The 17519-nt window shown below is 63.0% G+C and carries 23 protein-coding genes and 1 pseudogene; 9 read left to right on the top strand and 15 right to left on the bottom strand.

All coding sequences use genetic code 11. From position 1 onward, the window contains the following. Positions 1–127 precede the first annotated feature (127 nt). The 3 genes from G6P99_RS16815 to G6P99_RS16805 are packed head-to-tail and all read right to left on the bottom strand — an operon-like array spanning position 128 to position 3564. Positions 128–787 (bottom strand): hypothetical protein, encoded by a 660-nt coding sequence (locus G6P99_RS16815; RefSeq protein ID WP_029082399.1) that lies wholly within the window; start codon positions 785–787, stop codon positions 128–130. Between the two features lie 58 nt (positions 788–845). Further along, positions 846–2348, bottom strand: coding sequence for an O-antigen ligase family protein (locus tag G6P99_RS16810; protein ID WP_245284745.1), 1503 nt, complete (start codon positions 2346–2348; stop codon positions 846–848). A gap of 31 nt (positions 2349–2379) precedes the next feature. Continuing rightward, a complete protein-coding gene (locus G6P99_RS16805; protein ID WP_198031189.1) occupies positions 2380–3564 on the bottom strand; it encodes a polysaccharide biosynthesis/export family protein in 1185 nt (394 codons plus the stop codon). A 226-nt stretch (positions 3565–3790) separates the two neighbouring features. On the opposite strand from G6P99_RS16805, the gene G6P99_RS16800 reads away from it, so the two are divergent. Next, positions 3791–4087 carry a hypothetical protein gene (locus G6P99_RS16800; protein ID WP_029082402.1) on the top strand — a complete coding sequence of 99 codons (297 nt, stop codon included), beginning with the start codon at positions 3791–3793 and terminating at the stop codon, positions 4085–4087. Between the two features lie 100 nt (positions 4088–4187). Then, positions 4188–4466, top strand: coding sequence for a hypothetical protein (locus G6P99_RS16795; protein WP_156928698.1), 279 nt, complete (start codon positions 4188–4190; stop codon positions 4464–4466). Between the two features lie 13 nt (positions 4467–4479). On the opposite strand, the pseudogene G6P99_RS16790 reads toward G6P99_RS16795, so the two are convergent. Continuing rightward, positions 4480–5012: pseudogene (locus G6P99_RS16790) on the bottom strand (IS5 family transposase); the annotation flags it as partial. A gap of 182 nt (positions 5013–5194) precedes the next feature. On the opposite strand from G6P99_RS16790, the gene G6P99_RS16785 reads away from it, so the two are divergent. The 3 genes from G6P99_RS16785 to G6P99_RS16775 are packed head-to-tail and all read left to right on the top strand — an operon-like array spanning position 5195 to position 7872. Continuing rightward, entirely contained in the window at positions 5195–6487 is a 1293-nt protein-coding gene (locus G6P99_RS16785; RefSeq protein ID WP_029084076.1) for a hypothetical protein, read from the top strand. A gap of 7 nt (positions 6488–6494) precedes the next feature. After that, entirely contained in the window at positions 6495–7283 is a 789-nt protein-coding gene (locus G6P99_RS16780) for a metallophosphoesterase family protein (RefSeq protein ID WP_029084077.1), read from the top strand. Positions 7284–7287: 4 nt separating this feature from the next. Beyond that, the gene (locus G6P99_RS16775; RefSeq protein ID WP_029084078.1) at positions 7288–7872 is read left to right on the top strand and encodes a hypothetical protein; all 585 of its coding nucleotides are present in this window, start codon (positions 7288–7290) and stop codon (positions 7870–7872) included. 42 nt (positions 7873–7914) lie between these two features. Here G6P99_RS16775 and G6P99_RS16770 read toward each other — a convergent pair whose 3' ends face one another. After that, positions 7915–9357 carry an undecaprenyl-phosphate glucose phosphotransferase gene (locus G6P99_RS16770; protein WP_224741734.1) on the bottom strand — a complete coding sequence of 481 codons (1443 nt, stop codon included), beginning with the start codon at positions 9355–9357 and terminating at the stop codon, positions 7915–7917. Between the two features lie 158 nt (positions 9358–9515). On the opposite strand from G6P99_RS16770, the gene G6P99_RS16765 reads away from it, so the two are divergent. Further along, positions 9516–9758 (top strand): hypothetical protein, encoded by a 243-nt coding sequence (locus tag G6P99_RS16765; protein ID WP_245284852.1) that lies wholly within the window; start codon positions 9516–9518, stop codon positions 9756–9758. 14 nt (positions 9759–9772) lie between these two features. Here the strand turns inward: G6P99_RS16765 and G6P99_RS16760 are convergent, their stop codons facing one another. Next, positions 9773–10147, bottom strand: a complete 375-nt coding sequence (locus G6P99_RS16760) for a helix-turn-helix domain-containing protein (RefSeq protein WP_029084081.1) — start codon at positions 10145–10147, stop codon at positions 9773–9775. A 668-nt stretch (positions 10148–10815) separates the two neighbouring features. Here G6P99_RS16760 and G6P99_RS16755 point away from each other — a divergent pair. After that, positions 10816–11004, top strand: coding sequence for a hypothetical protein (locus G6P99_RS16755; RefSeq protein ID WP_029084082.1), 189 nt, complete (start codon positions 10816–10818; stop codon positions 11002–11004). A 193-nt stretch (positions 11005–11197) separates the two neighbouring features. Here G6P99_RS16755 and G6P99_RS16750 read toward each other — a convergent pair whose 3' ends face one another. Further along, positions 11198–11407, bottom strand: coding sequence for a hypothetical protein (locus tag G6P99_RS16750; RefSeq protein WP_029084083.1), 210 nt, complete (start codon positions 11405–11407; stop codon positions 11198–11200). 109 nt (positions 11408–11516) lie between these two features. Between G6P99_RS16750 and G6P99_RS16745 the strand changes: the two genes are divergently transcribed. Then, positions 11517–11834, top strand: a complete 318-nt coding sequence (locus tag G6P99_RS16745; protein WP_165128759.1) for a hypothetical protein — start codon at positions 11517–11519, stop codon at positions 11832–11834. Between the two features lie 413 nt (positions 11835–12247). Here G6P99_RS16745 and G6P99_RS16740 read toward each other — a convergent pair whose 3' ends face one another. The 7 genes from G6P99_RS16740 to G6P99_RS16710 all read right to left on the bottom strand — a co-directional run bounded on the left by G6P99_RS16740 (position 12248) and on the right by G6P99_RS16710 (position 15745). Further along, positions 12248–12505, bottom strand: coding sequence for a hypothetical protein (locus tag G6P99_RS16740; RefSeq protein WP_051346652.1), 258 nt, complete (start codon positions 12503–12505; stop codon positions 12248–12250). A gap of 60 nt (positions 12506–12565) precedes the next feature. Further along, positions 12566–13594: an NAD-dependent epimerase gene (locus G6P99_RS16735; RefSeq protein ID WP_371261240.1), complete on the bottom strand. Its 1029-nt coding sequence runs from the start codon at positions 13592–13594 to the stop codon at positions 12566–12568. Positions 13595–13704: 110 nt separating this feature from the next. Then, positions 13705–14121 (bottom strand): hypothetical protein, encoded by a 417-nt coding sequence (locus G6P99_RS16730; RefSeq protein WP_029084087.1) that lies wholly within the window; start codon positions 14119–14121, stop codon positions 13705–13707. Positions 14122–14176: 55 nt separating this feature from the next. Beyond that, complete coding sequence (locus G6P99_RS16725; protein ID WP_029084088.1) at positions 14177–14443, bottom strand: hypothetical protein; 267 nt, start codon at positions 14441–14443, stop codon at positions 14177–14179. 230 nt (positions 14444–14673) lie between these two features. Beyond that, positions 14674–14991, bottom strand: a complete 318-nt coding sequence (locus G6P99_RS16720) for a hypothetical protein (RefSeq protein ID WP_198031241.1) — start codon at positions 14989–14991, stop codon at positions 14674–14676. Between the two features lie 91 nt (positions 14992–15082). Next, on the bottom strand, positions 15083–15241 hold the full coding sequence (locus G6P99_RS16715; RefSeq protein ID WP_165128757.1) for a hypothetical protein: 159 nt from the start codon (positions 15239–15241) through the stop codon (positions 15083–15085). Between the two features lie 351 nt (positions 15242–15592). Beyond that, complete coding sequence (locus tag G6P99_RS16710; RefSeq protein WP_165128755.1) at positions 15593–15745, bottom strand: hypothetical protein; 153 nt, start codon at positions 15743–15745, stop codon at positions 15593–15595. A 258-nt stretch (positions 15746–16003) separates the two neighbouring features. Between G6P99_RS16710 and G6P99_RS16705 the strand changes: the two genes are divergently transcribed. Next, positions 16004–16981, top strand: a complete 978-nt coding sequence (locus G6P99_RS16705) for a Ku protein (RefSeq protein WP_029084090.1) — start codon at positions 16004–16006, stop codon at positions 16979–16981. Positions 16982–17191: 210 nt separating this feature from the next. Here G6P99_RS16705 and G6P99_RS16700 read toward each other — a convergent pair whose 3' ends face one another. Then, positions 17192–17356 carry a Flp family type IVb pilin gene (locus tag G6P99_RS16700; protein WP_029084091.1) on the bottom strand — a complete coding sequence of 55 codons (165 nt, stop codon included), beginning with the start codon at positions 17354–17356 and terminating at the stop codon, positions 17192–17194. Between the last annotated feature and the right edge of the window lie 163 nt (positions 17357–17519).

Here is a 17519-nt window from a genome sequence, read left to right as displayed (position 1 = left end):
CGTCCTATCGCCGCGCCGGCAGGCCGGAGCCTGCCCTCGCGCCCTCCAATGAAACTGGGAAGCGTCCCGCCGCCGACACCGAAGCGCATTGCTGCAGAGAGTTCGCCATTGACGATCGGAAGCCGGCTCAGGGAGTAACTGTAGTAAGAAGTGTGGTGGTGCCGGTCGTGCCCGTCGTCCCGTTGCCCGATCCGGTGACCGATGAGGTGAAGCTGAAAATGCCGGTGTTCACGCTGTTGCCGCCGATGGCCTCGAGCGCGCCGCCGCCTCCAGCGCCGTTGGCGCCGAGGGCGCCGGTCTGGCCGCCGGATGCACCGGCGCTGCCTGCGCCGCCGCCACCGGTCGCAGCGGTGCCGCTATCTCCCGACGCCGCGGCGAACGCCATCACGGTGTCGAGATCCTTGGTGTCGGCAATCGCCCGCTGGATGCGCGTTGCATAAGGCTGGTTGCTGCGCACCACGATGCGCGCGGCCTGGGCGAGACCGGCGGCGATCGCGGTCTTCTGGTCCTTGCTTGCCTTGGCGAGCAGCCCGATGATCGTATCCAGCGTCGTCGGATCGTTGGTGACGAAATCGCGCGCCCGCGAGGTCAATTCCACCCCCGCGTTCGGATACTGGGTCAGCAGCTGCTCAGGAGAGCCCTTGAAATTCGTGATCGCCTGGGAGAGCTGGCTCTGCCCGCCGGCGGCTTGCGCCAATACTTCACCGCCGGGCGCCGCGAGCGCCAACATCATCAACACCGCCACGCGCGAGGCAGAAAAGCCGCCCGATCGCTCAAATGTGAACACCGCTATCTCCCTAACGAATACTAACAGTTCGTTAGCATAATCGGAGTTATCGCGCCAATTAAATAGCCTCGCCGGCCGCGGCCCCGGCGCGCCCTGCCAAATCAACGTTAACCGGCGGCCCCGCCATAACATTGGCGCCGCCGCGGCCGCCGCCCGGTCCGGAGCGGAAGGATTGTGACAGTCCCGCCCCGAGCAAGGCCGCGATGACGACCGCGTAGCCGGTGATCTGGAGCGAGAAATCGATCATCGAATGGATGGCGCCGGCGGCCGACGCGCACAATGCCGCAAGCGGCACGATCACGTCGCGGCGGCGGCTCCGCACGCCATGCGCGAGCACAGCGAACGCTGCGAGCAGCATGACAATGACGGCGCCGGCCATTAACATTCCGCCGTCGGACGCCAGTTCGAGCCAGCTGTTGTGCGCTCGGTTCCAGGTCCCGCGCAGCGAGATGTCATCGGTCCGATAGGCCGGATAGACCCATTCGAAGCTCCCGAAACCATCGCCGAGCCAGGGATGGTCAAAGATCATCCGCAGCGTCGCGCGATAGGTCGAGAACCGTCCCTCATCCGACAGCCCCATGGTGCTGAAGCGCGCGCCGACGCCGCCGCCGAGAAGCTGCAGCAGGGCGAGCGCGACCAGGCTGCCGACGCAAAGCGCCATGATCAGGCCGTAGCGCGGCGGCATCCGCTTGCGGAAGAAGATCGCGACCGCGACGACCGCGGCGAGCAGCGAAATCCCGACGCCGCCGCGCGATCCGGTCAGAAACATGGCCAGCAGGCAGACCAGCCAGCCCAGCGCATGGCCGGCGAGCCGGCGCCGTGCCGGCCTGTCGAGGCGCGCCAGCAGGCGCGACGAGCTGAAACGCCGCGGCGGCCAGTTGCGCTCGATCAGCTCGCAGCCAAACAGCAGCCAGATCAGGGCGCAGCAGCCGTAGTAGATGCCCGCGGTGTTGCGGTTGACGAAGGGCGACGTCAGCCACGTCAGATGCGCCTCCTTCTCATGGAGCAGGAAAATCCGGGTCGGATCGATCGCGAACGTGACGATACCGGCGATCGCATAGACGAGGCCGGCCGCGGCCACCGTCCGCAACAGCCCGCGCGCTATCGCGCGATCGGCACCGAGCACGACACCGATCGCAAAAGAGAGCAGGCAGACGATCCCAAGGCCGGCGGAATAAAACGGCTGATGGCGTGCGATCGACGCGATCGGCGGCAGTTCGGCGGGCAACAATCTGCCGGCCTCCGCCCACAGCGCGTTCGGCGCCACGCCGAGCCAGAGGTGGACCGCCGACTGCTCGTGCAGCACCAGCAGGGCGAGCGCCGCCAGCAGCGCCGTCACCGCGAGGATTGCAAGCTGGCTGTCGCGCAGACGCATCGGCAATGCCCCGAGCAGCGCGACGGCGAGCAGGATCGACCAGATCGCGGGTGCTGTGACACCGACCGAGCCAAGCGGCAGCGGCGCCAGCGCGACGACGGCGCAGAACAGCCACGACGACCATCGCACTGACCACGGCAGTGCCGTCGCCTCGCGCGAGCCGGAAGGTAATCGTGAATTTGTCATGAAGCCGGCCGGGCCGGCTCACGCCCCGAAATCAGGGCGCAAGCTTGATCGAATTGCGAAGTAAGGTTGCGTTGTAGGCGGCCACGATCGGATCGTTCACCGTTGCGGTCACGAGGCGGATCTGCTGCATGACCTTGGCATCTTCGACCGACGCCGCATTCGACGCATACAGCACGTCCTTGTTGCGCAACTGGAAACGCGTGGCCAGGAAATAGCCGGCCGGATCGCGGAAATTGATGTTGTAGACGACCGGGATGATCGGCCCTGAATATTTGCTGACGTCGACGCCGAGCTTAGCGGCGACTTCCGGCAACTCGCCGCGATAGACGAACACCGAGGCCGGGTCGGCCGAGGAATCATTCAGGCCGCCCGCCTTGGCGACCGCTTCGGCGAGCGAGATGCGCCAGGCCTCGAAGTTGAACTGGCCCTGCGCGCCCGAGGCGCCGAAGGCGACGAAGGTCTGCGGCTCGCGGTAGACATAGATGGTGTCGCCCGGATGCGCGTAGATGTTGCTCTTGGGCTCGTAGACCAGCTGGCCGAACGGAACCGTGGTGCGCTTGCCGTCGCGCTCGAGCATAACCCAGGTATCGAAGCCCTGCCCTTTCGGGCCGCCGGCGCGCGTGATCGAGTCGAGCACGCGCTCGCCTGCGGCATTGGCGGGGAAGCGGTTCGGCGTATTGACCTCGCCGAGCACAGAGATCAGCGAGGTGCGCTGCTCGATCAGGGCGACCACGGCCTGCGGCTCGATCGCGCGGTTCTTCAGCGCGTCGACGATCGAGCGCTGCACCTCGGTCGGGGTGCGGCCCTTGGCGCGGAGCGCGCCGGCATAGGGCACCGAAATATTGCCGTCGGTATCGACGTTCTGGTTCGGCAGCGTGATGTAATTGCCGGGGCGCACGCCGGCCTCGACCGGAATGAACAGACCGCCAGCGGCGGCTTCGAAGATCGTGACACTGACGACGTCGCCGATGCCGAAGTGGATGTCCTTGGGCGGCGGGCCCTGGATGCCTCCGGCGAGTTGCGGCGCGAACGACGCCAGCACGTTCTCGACTTGCGGCGTGATCTTGACCATCGCATAGGGCAGGCTTTCCGGATCCTTCTGCCCGGCCACGACATCAGAACTCGTCGGACCATTGGTCGGCATGTAATGGCAACCGCTGACCGATCCGGCGGCCGCAAGCAATAACATTGCTCGAATGAAATTCGCACGCGACATCTAAATACTCCGACCGTGCCGTAACATGCCGACTATCAAAATCACAAGGTTCCGTGATATATTGCGATGCAATTGATAGAGAATGTTAGCAAGGTGAGGTAATTCGGCGACACCGGCAACATCATCGCGGGACAAAGCTCTGCAGGACGCCACTGCGGCTTTGCTTTCGTGTGATGTCCCCGTTATCTCTGAATGAGATGGTTTGAGTTGACCGATTGAGGGTGTGATGACCCGCCTAAAGCCACTGACGATCGCGCTGGCAACCTCTGTGGTTTTGCTTGGCGGATCGGGCGCAAATGCCGCTGAATTGAGCATTACCAAGGCCCCGCGCGTCGCCGAGCGCGTCGGCGGCCACTGCCAGCGGCTGCAATATTGCCACGGCGACGTCTGCCAGTGGAAACGGGTTTGCTGGCACGGCTGTCCCGACCGCTACTCCTGCGCCCCGCTCTACGGCGCCTATGGACCCTATGGCGGCCGCGACTATTGGGCCTCGTATAGTTACGGCGACCTGCGCCCGTTCTGAATGTTAATCGACTAACATAACAGCCCATCATTCGAGCGTCGGCCGTCATGCCGGCGGTTTGCGGCGATCGGGTTAACCCCGACTTAGGACCCGGCCCGATATGATGCGGGCACAGGGTTTGGTTATGTTATTTGTCTTCCTTGGCAATTTGATCGGCGGCGGCGTTCTCGGGCTGCGCCGGCACTGTCTGGTGCTGGTGCCGGTGATGCTCGCGGAACTCGCGCTGCTCGCCGCCATCGGAGGCACGTGGTCGGAGACCATGCTGCTCATGGTCATCGCCATCGTATCGCTGCAAGGCGGATATCTCGCGAGCACCTTCGCCCCACTGCTCTGGTCCCGCCCGCGTATCCCTGTCCTCGCCCTGCGCCGCCCGCACTAGGTGGCGTGGACACTTATCGCATCCATAGAACGATGGCTGCGAGAGTGACGACGGCAAGGTAATTTCGGGCGGTTTTTTCGAAGCGGGTTGCGACGCGACGGAACTGCTTGAGTTTGCTGAAGCAGCATTCCACGAGATGGCGCTGGGCATAGAGATGCTTGTCGAGCGGATGTTTGAGTGCCCGCGACGGGTTGTTGGGGATGACGGCGAGTGCCCCTTTGGCTGCGATGGCTTGGCGCAAATGATCGGCGTCGTAGGCCGTATCAGCCATAACGACCTCGGCAGGCAATCCCTCGATCAGTTCGGCAGCTTGCGGCGCGTCGCCCTTCTGGCCTGCGGTCAGCGTGAACCGCACCGGGCATCCCAGGCCTCGGACGGCCAGATGTATCTTGGTGCTCAGGCCGCCGCGCGAGCGGCCGAGCGCTTGATCTTCAGACCCCCTTTTTTCGCTCCGGCGGCGTGCTGATGCGCCCGGACGATGGTGGAGTCGACGATCAGATATTCGAAGTCCGGATCGTCCGACATCGCCTCGAAAATCCGTGCCCAAACGTTCGGCGACTGGAACAGCGTGTTCCGGCGCTTTAGCCGGTGGATTTAATCAGAACCGAAAATGCTCTAACGCGGCATAACGGTGCTCAGTTGGCGCGCCCGATTTCCGTTGACCTCGCGACAAGCCCGGGGCATCCCGCTGCCTTGCGTTGTCATCTTCCGCAGGATCTGCCCCTCTCGTGTGGAACGTCACGGCTTTCATCTGCATCTTGATCGGGGCGTCGATTCCCCTGGGTCTGCTCGACGCCTCGCTCGCCACCGGTCTCGTCGGCGCCGCAACGTCGCTTGGCCTGCTGGCAGGCCTGACCGCGATCCGTCCGGGTGAACTGTCCTTCCTGAAACAAATTGTCGGCCCTGCGGTTGCGGCGGCGCTGGTTCCGGCGGTCTGGATCATCCTGCAGATGCTTCCGCTATCGTTCTGGGCGCATCCGGTGTGGAAGTTCGCCGGCGAAACACTAGGCGTGCCGTTCAGCGGCAGCATCACGGTCGATACCGGCGCAAGCCTTGGCGCGCTGCTGCTCTGGCTGTCGCTGCTGTCGGTGATGATCGCCGCCGCCGCGATCGCGATCGATGCCCGCCGCGCCGATATGATGAGCCGCAGCATTGCGGCGACGGCCGTGGTCGCCGCACTGATCGTGCTGCTGCACAGCGATCCGCTCCAGGCCTGGCTTGGCGCTGCCGGAGCTGCGCGCGATGAGACAGCAAACGGATTTCTGATGCTCGTTCTCGTGGGCGCTCCGCTCGGCCTCGCGCGCGCGCTCGACATCGGCGGTCACGCTGATGGCCGCAGCGCGGCCCAGCTCGCGCAGCTGCGCGCGCTGTTCGCCGCGAGCGCGCTGTTCTGCGCCGCCAGCGCCTGCTGGTACGGGCATCGCGGCGCCGCGATCGCACTCGCTGCGGGCATCGGGCTCGTCCTGATGACCTTCGCCGCGCGAAAGCTTCATCTGCATCGCTGGAGCAGCGCCGGCGCGGCCACGGCGGTCGCGCTGATCGCGCTGGCGACGGCGGTCGCCAACCGTCATCCCGACCTGGCCTTTGCCGTCGCCTTCGCGGATGCCCCGGCCGACCTCGTGCAGTCGACCCACACTCTGCTCGCCGACCTGCCCGCGCTCGGCAGCGGCGCCGGTACCACCGCAACGCTGGCGTCGACCTATATGGACTGGCAAGGCGCAGCCACGCGCCCCGTGGTGGCGACCAGCGCGGCCGCCTTGATCGCCCAGTTCGGTTCCGCCATGTTCTGGACTTTACTCGCGGTTACGGTCACGTGCATCGCTGCCTTCACGGCCGGTGCGCGCAATCGCGGCCGCGACTGGTCCTATCCCGCATCCGCTGCAGCCGTCCTGCTGACGCTGCTGCTCGGCGCCTTCACCTTGCCGGAATTACCGGCGCTGCCCGGAGTGATCGTGTTGGGAGCCGTGATCGGAACAGGACTGGCACAGCGGATCAGCCGTTCACGGTTGCAGGCGGGCTAGACCAAAGATGCGCAGCCTCTTCCGGCGCCTTGTCGGCCAGCCCGGCGACCTCGAACATGAGGGCGACGAGACCTGCATCTACGCCATCGGCGACATCCACGGACACGCCGAGCTGCTGCACGATATCTGCGCGCGCATCGATGCCGATATCCGCAAGTTCCGGCCGGCACGGCCGATCCAGGTGTTCCTCGGCGACTACATCGATCGCGGACCGGATTCGCGCGATGTGATCGCGATGCTCGATCAACGCCGCCGAACCCACAGCGTGGTCTGCCTGCTCGGCAATCACGAGGCCTGCCTGCTGGAGTTTCTCGTCAATCCCGACATGCTCGCGCAATGGCGGCAGTTCGGCGGTCTGCAAACACTGATGTCCTACGGCCTGTCGCCCTCGCCCAATCCCGACGCCGCCGAACGCAGGGCGCTGGCGCAACAATTGATCCGTCAGATGCCGCCGGCGCATCTCGCCTTCCTGCGCGCGCTGCCGATCACCTTTTCCTACGGCCGTTACTTCTTCGTGCATGCCGGCGTCCGGCCCGGCATCGCGCTCAAGCAACAGCGCAAGGAGGACCTGCTGTGGATCCGCGACGATTTCCTGGTGTCGGAAGATGATTTCGGCAAGGTCGTCGTCCACGGCCATACGCCGGTGCGCGAGGCCGAGTTGCTGCGCAACCGCATCAATGTCGACACCGGCGCCTACGCCACCGGCCGCCTGACCTGCGTCAAGCTGGAGGGACCGCGGCGAACCCTGCTGATGACCGGCAACCGCGCAGCGCGCCATGGCTATAACGATGGCTAACACAATGGCTGACGCGGTCCGCCGGCACGCGCGACGCCTGTCGCCGGCTTTCCTGCCGGCCGCAGTGGCAATCGGTGCCGCGACGCTGGCGCTGTCGGCCTGGTGGCTCGTCGCCGATGCGTTGCGCGGCAAGCCTGGGCTCGCTGCCGAGGTCGGTATGGTCAGAAGCGAGCTGTGGCTCGCCGACGGCTGGAGCGAATTGCCGGCATCGCCAGAGGCGGCCGAAGCCGCCTTTACGCGCGCGCTTCGGCTCTCGCCGATGGACGCCGGCGCCTGGTTCGGCCTCGCCTCGGCGACCGGCCGGTTCGACTGGCTGAATCCGACCGCGTCGCGGGCGCTGAAGATGTCCTACTATACCGGCTTCAACCGCAGCGATCTGATTGCGCCACGCCTGATCCTGCTGGCGCAAGTCGACACGACGCGCGATGTCGAGCTGGTCGATCTGTTGCGGCGGCAGATCCGCCTGATCCTCACCCGCGCGCCGGAGCTCAAGGGCGCGATCGGACAGGCCTATCGCGTGGCTGATGACGCCAACCGGCGCATCATCGAGCAGGAATTCAGGGACGCCAATCAAAGCATTCCGCAGTAGCGCGAGCAGCCGGCAGACGCCCAACCTTCGAACACCCAACTTTCAAACGCCCTTGTGCCGCAGCACTGCGCCGATCGTGCGCAACAGGATGCGCAGGTCCAGCATGAAGCTCCAGCTCTTGATGTAGACGAGGTCGTGGGCGACGCGCAGCTGCATGTCCTCGATCGCGGGCGTCGCGCCGCGCAAGCCCTGCACCTGCGCGAGACCGGTGATGCCCGGCTTGACGTGTTGGCGTTGCGCATAGCTCGCGATCAGCTTGGAATATTTGTCGTCATGCGCCAGTGCGTGCGGCCGCGGCCCGACCAGCGACATGTCGCCGCGCAGCACGTTCACCAGCTGCGGCAGCTCGTCGATGCTGCGGCGGCGCAGCGTCGCGCCGATCCCGGTCAGCCGCGGATCGTTCGGACGGGCCTGCGTGATGACATCGCCGTCCTCGAGCACATGCATGGAGCGGAATTTGAGGATGTGGAATTGCTTGCCGTCAAACCCGTTGCGGCGCTGCCGGAACAGCACCGGCCCGCGGGAGTCGAGCTTGATCGCAATCGCCGTCCCGATCAGCAGCGGCGCGAACAGCAGCAGCAGGCCGCTGGACGCCACGATGTCGAACAGCCGCTTGCCGGCGCGCTCGAACGAGGTGAGCGGCGAGCGCTGCATTTCCAGCGTCGGGATCGGGCCAGACGCCACCATCCGCAGCGCCAGGAACCGTTCAGCCGTCCGGTCGGGCAACAGCCGCACCGGCAGCGGCGACGCCCGCAGCAGGTCGCACACGAACTGGATGCGCGGCTCCTGCTGCCATGGCATCGCCAGGACGATCTCGTCGGCGCCGCACTCCCGCGCGGCGCGAATGGCTGACGCGACCGCCGCCCGGTCGCCGTCGTCGTCCGACGTGCCGGAAAGCTGCGCCCGTCGCACCTCGCTGAGACCGAAATCGCGCAGCAGGCTCGATTGCCGCACCCGGGACAATTCGTCCGCCATCCCGACCACGACGGCGCGGCGCGTCGCCAGCATGCCGCGGTCGATCGCGCGTTGCAGCGGCGCCTGCAGCAGCATCCGTCCGGTCACCAGCCCGAGGCCGCCGATCAGCCCGAACGACATCACCGAGCCGCGCGAGACGCCGGAACCCACCTTCAGGAGGAAGATGATCAGGGTCATCAGCAGGACGACCAGCAGCCACCCGCCGAGCAGGCTGCTCCAGCGCCGGTCGAGGCCGGCCAGCACCTGCGCATTGTAGAGGCCCTGCGACTTGGCGACGAACATGTGAAGGATCGCGGCGAGGACGCCGATCCCTAGAAAACCCTCGAAGCTGTTGCTATAAACCGTGTGGTAGTAAAACAGATGATAGGCCGCGCCGCCGATGATGCTGGACAGCACGACGATGATCATCTCGAAGGTGACGGCGAACGCCTCGAGAGAGGCGAAAGCGAATGAAAAGGCGCCGAAGCTAACCGGTGCCTTCGCTAATCGAGCGTCCGAAAGGTCGGTCATCGGGAATTAACATTCGTGTTAACAATTCATATCTCTCTTATCAGGCAGGTGATAAGCTCGCAAGACCTGCCGCACATATCGGGCAGAGAACGACGATGAGTTCGTCAGCTGGCGAAACCGAGGCCGCGCTGGTGGCCCTCCTCCATTTGATCCGCTTGATGGGCGCCGAGCTGGTCGCAGGCCAGCATCGCGACGATGTCGAGGTGCTGGTCAAGGCGATCGAAACAAAGCTGAGAGCGGCCCGATTCCCGGCAGAAATGCCGAATCAGGACATTGTCGGAGGTCTGGACCTGGCGCAGGCCAGACTACGTCCGATCTTCGAGGAGCTGCGCGCACGATCAGAGAAAGCGCATCTGAGCGACCAGCTGCTGCTGGCGCCCAGGCCCTCACGGATCCATTAACGGATCAGCTTACGTTAGCTCTGGACTTCACCACGGCGGGGCAAACCGCTGCCGCCGCTGGACCTGAGCGCAAGCTTCTCCTCAATCTTCATTTTCTCGAGGAGCAGGTCGGTTACGATCCGACGCAGCCGTTCATTTTCCAGCCGCAATTCGTCAATACGGTTGCGGACGGGGGGGCTCCCATCTCGATCATCGGTACGAGCGACGAGCTCAGTAACAGTACCATTCCCATGGTGACCGCGCGCGGCTTCCTGCTTGCGCCAGCGGTGAAACGTCATCACGCTCACGCCCAGCACCTTGCACGCTTGGGCCTGTGATTGCCCCCGCGCCATGAGTTCCTCGGCCTGTTTGACCTTGGAAGTGATCTCCTCAGTAGAATGACGCCTCATTGGTCATCTCGTTGCCCCCTAGATTAGCAATAATCGCATGGCCTATAAGCTATGTAAATGCAACAGGAAATTCAAATTGAGGATATCCCGGGGGGCCTTCGGGAGCCTCGAACTTGCCGTCGGCAGCGACGCATTGTGCGAAGAAACGCCGAAGCTGCAAGGTATTTACCCGGAATATGTACGCAATATTCCCCCGCAAATGGTATCAGGGAGAAAAAGTTATACGACTTTCTACGTATGAGAATTTGATCTGGATAACTGGCGCACCGTTTGCATTCCCAAGTGAGAAGCAAATGAGAAATACCCAATCGGTCCCTCGACAGATTGTGAGTGCACCATGCCCCTCTGTGATATCCGCGCAGCCAGTCAAGCAAGACTTTCACAAAATCCTAACAAATTAATCTCTCGACCTTCGCGTCCGGCGGCTTGCGGGCGCGCATGCGCAGCGGTACGTACGAAGACATTGGGTGTCATGAGGGTTTCAACATATTTGAGGATTATTTTCACGAAACCTAACGTTGATCGCTCGACCCACAAATTAACGATTAAGCGCTTTCCCACCCTTGGCGATCAGGCGGAACCACGACCGCCTGAGAGTCTGCGAACTATTCTATGCTGACGCTTGTCAGAGCCCGTCTCTGATCAACATTTTTGCGAGGATCGACACTATGGCGCGTCTCAAGGTCTTCGAGGGGAACCAGTCCGCTTCCAGCGATGCGACCGACGCCCTGGAACGGCTCGTCGCGGAGAATTTCGAACTCCGACATACCGCCGTCGAGCTGGTCTTGCAGACTTGGATCCTGCGCGAGCGTCTGTCCGATGTCGGGGCGCACAAGTCCGTGCCGCAAGAGCACTGATCGCTCCAGCTGCCCTCCCTCATACGCGGACTTGCCGGGAAAAGCCGTCAGGGGCCCCGGCCGCATTGCGGAGAGGGCCGAATACTCTTCAACTCTGGATTGAATCACCCGCAACCACATGCGAGCCGGCGGCCTTCGCTAGCGCCGGCGCAGACTAGACACAACTGCTCAGGGAGGAATTCGCGGACGAATGTCAGCGATGAACCCGGCGCAGCGCGACGCGCGGGCGGGTCTGCTCACAGGATGCACCGAACGAACGAGACGCAACCGGGCCTTCGTGCAGCTCACGCAACTCAGCGATATCCAGCATCAGCGCAACGACCTCGTCGCGCAGCGATCGATTGGTCGCGAGCAACGCCTCTTCGATCGGCCGATGCAAATGTTGAATCTTGTGCTGCTTCATGGCGCGCCCTCGCTCTGCGGTTACGGGTATGAGCGATGTGATTGAAGTTTGAATGACAGAGCTGATCACGCACATGGAAGGAAATTAATGGGGCAGGTTTGCGACCAACATGGCTCTGACAGAAATTTTCCCATTCGGGTTCCACAACCAGATCGCGAAACATTTAATCGATGACCGTATTGTGTCGTCGCGATGGGAAGTCAGCGGCAGCTATGAGATGCGCGGCGAAACGGCGCAGGTCGCGCCGAGCGTTGAACGCGACCAAGCGCATGAAATCATTCGGCGATCGTTGATTGAAGCGATCGCTATTGAAACCGGAGGCGCGCGTTCGAGCGATCAAAATGCCGCCGCGTCAAAGGCTCGCGCGTTGAAGAGGAGTTCCGACGCCGAACCAGATATTCCACCAAAGGCAGCGCGCACACACTAAATCTGCTGCTGCCGATCGATCGGACTCGCTCTGCGCATAACAGGTTGAACCGAGCAGCATGGATGTGGGCAGCGAACGCCGCCATCTGCACGGATCGCAGAATGTTTCGATCCATTACGGATAGTGAGACATCCTCTGATTTGATCCGTTCCGATCGGCTCTGACGATGCAGCGGAAGCTTTCAACGCGCGACGTCCGGCCACGCACAATATTCGCCTCGAACCGGAGCCGAACGCGACAATGCTATTCCAATTCGAGAGATGGCATCGATGCGCTTTCGGCCTGGACGGATGGGCCGAACGCCTTCGCGCTTCGTCCCCGCATTGGCGCATGGCGCAATCATCGCGACGAGCGGCAATTCGTGCGCCAACTGCCATAAGCATCGCTAATTCGCAACGCGTCGCGATCGCACGCTATTTCGATTTGGCAGCGGCGGCGTCGTCCATCTTGCCGCCATTGGCGACGCACTTGTTGAAGTAGTCGCGCTGGACCTTCGCATTGCCGTTCGCGCTGCTGGATGCCGGATTGCCCGGCTGCCGGGGCGGAAATGCCTTCGCCACCAGCGCATCGCAGGCGCGTGCCACCTTGACGTCGATCGCGCGCGCCGGAACGATTGCGCTGGAGACGATGGTCACGGCCGAAACGACGGCAAAACCGATGATAACTCTCATTGTGAAACTCCGTTCCACGCCGAACCAGCTTTTCTGGCGCCCGGATTCGCAAGCAGCGCACTACGTCCGATCGACGTTGTGATAGGCCCGATACCAATCGACAAATCTGGCGATGCCGTCCTCGATCCGCGTCTGCGGCCGAAAGCCGATTTCGCGCTCGAGATCGGAGACATCGGCTGCCGTCTCCAGAACATCCCCAGGTTGCATCGGCAGCAACTGCTTTTCGGCCTGCCGGCCGAAGCCCTGCTCCAGCAGCCCCACCACATGCATCAGTTCTTCTGGCCTGGAGTTGCCGATATTGTAGACCCGCCAGGGCGCCCTGCTCGAGCCCGGATCGGGATGCGCGCCCGACCAGTTGGCATCGCCCTCGGGCGCGCGGCCGATCAGGCGCACCATCGCCTCGACCACGTCATCGACATAGGTGAAGTCGCGCCGCATCTGGCCGTTGTTGAACAATTGGATCGGCTTCCCCTTGGTGATCGCGTCCGCGAAGGCATAGAGCGCCATGTCCGGCCGATACCAAGTCCCGTACACGGTGAAGAAGCGCAGCCCGGTCGTCGGGACGCGATAGAGGTGGCTATAGGAATGGGCGAGCAGTTCGTTGGCCTTCTTGGTCGCGGCGTACAGGCTGACCGGATGATCGACATTGTCGTGGATCGAAAACGGCAGCTTGGTATTGGCGCCGTAGACCGACGATGAGGAGGCAAACAGCAGGTGCCGGCACGCGGTATGCCGGCAGCCCTCCAGCACGTTGATAAACCCCTCCAGATTGGAATCCGCGTAGGCATGGGGGTTTTGCAGCGAGTAGCGCACGCCGGCCTGGGCGGCGAGATGTACCACGACCTCGAAGCGATAGCGCTCGAACAGCGCCTTCATCCCGGCGCGGTCGGCGAGGTCGAGTTGCTGGAAGGTGAAGCCACGGTGCTGCTTGAGCAGGTCGAGCCGCGCGCGCTTCAGCGCCGGGTCATAGTAATCGTTCAGATTGTCGATGCCGATGACCGGCTGCCCCGCCCGCAGCAGGTGCTCTGCCAGATGGAAGCCGATAAAGCCGGCGCAGCCCGTGACGAGTAGATTGCCTGCGATCACCACGTCCTGCCTGTGCCTTTCGCCTTGCGCCGAAGCCGGCCGGATACCGCCCTCAAACGCGGCCGCAGCGACTGGCTGTGCGTTCCGGGCCGCAAGGCGCCTCGGTTGACGCGTCAGTTGCTGGCGGCCGGAGCCTTGTAGTCCGGAAAGCGGCTCAGGACTGCGGCCTTCACGAACTTGAAGTGCGCAATCTCGGTCGCCAATTCCTTCAGCCGGCGCTGGCCGTTCAAGATCTCGGCGTCAAACAGGTCTTGATGATGGTTGTCAAGCGCCTCGCGTTCCAGATATTCGTCGGTGCCGTTGCCAAGCGTCACCGCGGCGCGGGCCAGCACATCATCGACACGGCGGCCAAGGCCGGATTGCTCGCTTTCGGCGGCCTGCAGCGCGGCGTCGATGGCGGCGATGATCGATCCGATCCGGGCGCGATCGGTCTCGGCATCCCGCTCGGCCGAGCGTGCCTTGAAGCCTTCCTCGCCACGCCGCGACCGGGACAGGTCATGCGCGCGAGCCCGCAGAAACAGCTGAAACATCTGTCAGTATCCGGTTCGGGCCCATTCAGGCGGCATAGATCAAAATCGCCCGGTCTTAGTTAAAAAAGGGTGAATTGACCTGCTGCCCGGCCCTCAGGTCGGCCTTCCACTTGATCCAGGCCTTGTCGTGCTTGTCATAGAGCTCGAGCCACCGTCCCTCGACGGCCGATGCACCCTGCTCGCCCCGGTCCGGCAGTTGCGGGAGGGAAGTGTCCAGCCCCTCGAATTCCGACGTCTCTTCGAGCGTAAGACCGACCAGCACGCGCCGGCCACTGACATCGACGACATACCGCCTCGGCGAATGACCCCTGAGATCACTCATGCTGTGCAAGTTCCCTCACGATGCGCAGGGCCAACGGCACGCGAACCGAGCCCGGCTGCCGCAACGAAGACAGGATGACCGATTGCATGTCGCCCGCCAACCCCAACTCACCACAACGTCGCGCTACCTCGATCGAACTAGCCCGTTTCGCTTGTTTGAGCATGATCCCCGCGCAAACGCTTCGCGTTTGTCGCGAGGGAAAACCGCTCCGCACTTTTCCGGATCATGCTTTAGAACGCGCGACGCATGTGGCCGAACGCGGTGACCGGCTGTTTCGGTCTCGACGATCTGGCGGCTGACGGCGCCACATACGGCGCATAGATCCGATACCGCGCGCGGCGCCTGTGCGATCGCCACGAACGCGCGGCGAAACCGGCGAAAAAGCCTGCGACGAACACCGCCGCGAGAATAACAACAGAAGAAAGCATCACGATCGTCCACATCAGCCCCGATGTTATTAACATTCCGAGTTGTGACGACATCATGATTGGGCGCGCCGAAAAATTGTTCAGCGGCCGAAATTTTTGTGCAACCGAACGGCGCGACAATAATCAGGCGCCGACGTCAGGTGTTCTCGCGCGGCAGGTGTTGGCGAGAGAGAAGTGTTCTCGAGAGAGAAGCGTTCTCGACAGCGACGTCTCAGGAAAACCACCAGAGCATGAATTTCAGGAACATCGAGCTGAGAAGATAGATCCATCCCGCCATCGCCAGAACCGTCAATCCGACGAACGCGCCTGAAACGCTTTTCTCCTTGAAGCGCGCCAGCAGCGAGGTTTTTTCTTCCTGTTGATAGAACATCTCAAGCTCGAGGCAGATCTGATTCAAATCAGCTAGCAGTCAATTTCGATGATCTCGTGACGCGGCGCGAGGCAGCTATTCGCCCCGCGCATCACTGATCGTCATCGCAGAATTTTGTGAGGCCGAGAGGCGCGAGCCGTCGCTCAAGAAAAAATGTTTGGCTCAAGAAAATTCTACTCGACATGATCCGCAGTTGGACTGCGGCAACCGTGATCGATTGCGCGCCTCCGCGCAGCTATCTTTTGCGCTCAGGCGATTTTCAGAGGACCAGGCGCGCGTGTTGCGGGTAGAGCGTTGCGCCGCGCCTCGTTTAACAATGAGGCCTCGCATGCGCCGTAACCGATAAGGGCTTCAGACGCGGAAGAAGGCGAACCAGACGATGCCGAGGATCAGGACCGCGAGCCCTGTCGAGGCCGTGAGAAGCGCGAGAACCGAAGGTCCGGGCTCGGCCTGGCGCACCGCGGTCGGGGTTTCAACGATCTGACCGTGCCGTTCCGTTGCCATGGCGACGTCTGTGCTTAAGTGCTTGTAATTCCGGCGGTTGCCGCTCCCCTTCGAAAAGCCAACGCCAGATCGGGGGCGATGTTCCGGGCCTTCTGTGCGCGGCCGGCCGGCGATACCGCCGCGGACCGCGTCAAACCGGCGCAGGCTCGAGGCCACGGTTAACGCCGTTGCGAGATTCACCGGCCCGTGTTGTTTCAAACTGGGGTTCCCGGTGTTATCCTTGACCGTTCCGTCGGTTGCGTTATCGGAGTTTTGCCTATGGCCCCCCGCGCCAACTGGAAGGGCTTTTTGCGCCTTTCGCTCGTGACCTGCCCGGTTGCCCTGTACCCGGCGACCTCGGATACCGAAAAGGTCTCCTTCAACCAGATCAACCGCAAGACCGGCCACCGGATCAAATACGCCAAGGTCGACGCGGAGACCGGCGAGGAAGTGGCCACCGACGACATCATGAAGGGCTACAAGGTCGACACCGACACCTATATCGAGGTCACCAAGGAAGAGCTCGACGATATCGCGCTGGATTCGACCCGCACCATCGAGATCGACGAATTCGTGCCGCGCACAGAGATCGACAGCCGCTATCTGATCCGCCCCTACTACCTCGTTCCCGACGGCAAGGTCGGCCACGACGCCTTTGCGGTGATCCGCGAGACCATCCGCAGCCTGAACAAGGTCGCGATCGGCCGCGTGGTGCTGACCAATCGCGAGCACATCATCGCGCTCGAGCCGCTCGACAACGGGCTGATGGGAACGCTGCTGCGCTACCCCTATGAGGTGCGCAGCGAGAAGGAGTATTTCGACGACATCCAGGATGTGAAGATCACCAAGGACATGCTCGATCTCGCCAAGCATATCGTCGAGCAGAAGTCCGCCGAGTTCGATCCGGAGGATTTCGAGGACCGGTACGAGCAGGCGCTGATCGACCTGATCAACCAGAAGCGCAACGGCATCAAGATCACCAAGCCCGCGGCGAAGACCAGCGGCAACGTCATCAACCTGATGGACGCGCTGAAGAAGAGCCTCGCCAACGAGAAGCAGGCGGCTCCCGCCAAGGCTGAGGCGAAGGCGGCGAAGGGCAAGAAGCCGAAGAAGCGCATCGAGGGCCAGCGCGAGATGCTGCTGCCGATCTCGGGCAGCGGCAAGCGCGAGCCCAAGGAGGCGGTCAAGCCCGAGCCGAAGAAGGCCGAGAAGCCGGCGCGCGCGCAAGGCACCACGGCGCGCAAGAAGGCGGGCTGAGCGGGCGTCACCCGGCGATAGCAACAGGCCGCCGGCTACATCATGAGATTATTGGAAGACGCCCGGCGGGAGGCACGCTGGCAGATCGCTCGAGCATCCGATCAACACGGCGCAATAACGGGCTGGCTGATGTTTGCGCACATCGCGATGTTGCGCGCGTTGAACGGGGACGATTGAATCCGGAAGAATGCGAAGCGTTTCCGACCCCGCTTACTTGAAGGCCGAACTGACGGCGTTGAATTGACCGCTCACGCTGGTGCCGATGCCCCTGACGCCGGCGACGATCACGATGCTGATGCCGCCCGCGATGATGGCGTATTCAATCGCCGTCGCGCCGACCTCATCACCCAGAAATCTTGCAAGCAACGCGCGCATGAAAAGCTCCTGTCCGACGCTCGCGGCTTTTTCGCCCGCGCCGTAGCAATATGCCAGCAAAACTAGGTCACATTGGTTGACGGCCCGTTGAGGGACAGGATGAACGGTCGCTTAAAGGTTGCACAGAAACTGGATGCTAGTTCTGCCTGCGGCTTCCCGCCAG

The organism is Bradyrhizobium sp. 6(2017), from assembly GCF_011058295.2.
Taxonomy (GTDB): domain Bacteria; phylum Pseudomonadota; class Alphaproteobacteria; order Rhizobiales; family Xanthobacteraceae; genus Bradyrhizobium; species Bradyrhizobium septentrionale.
Note: the sequence above shows the minus strand (reverse complement) of the source record. Positions and strands in the feature narration are given on the sequence as shown.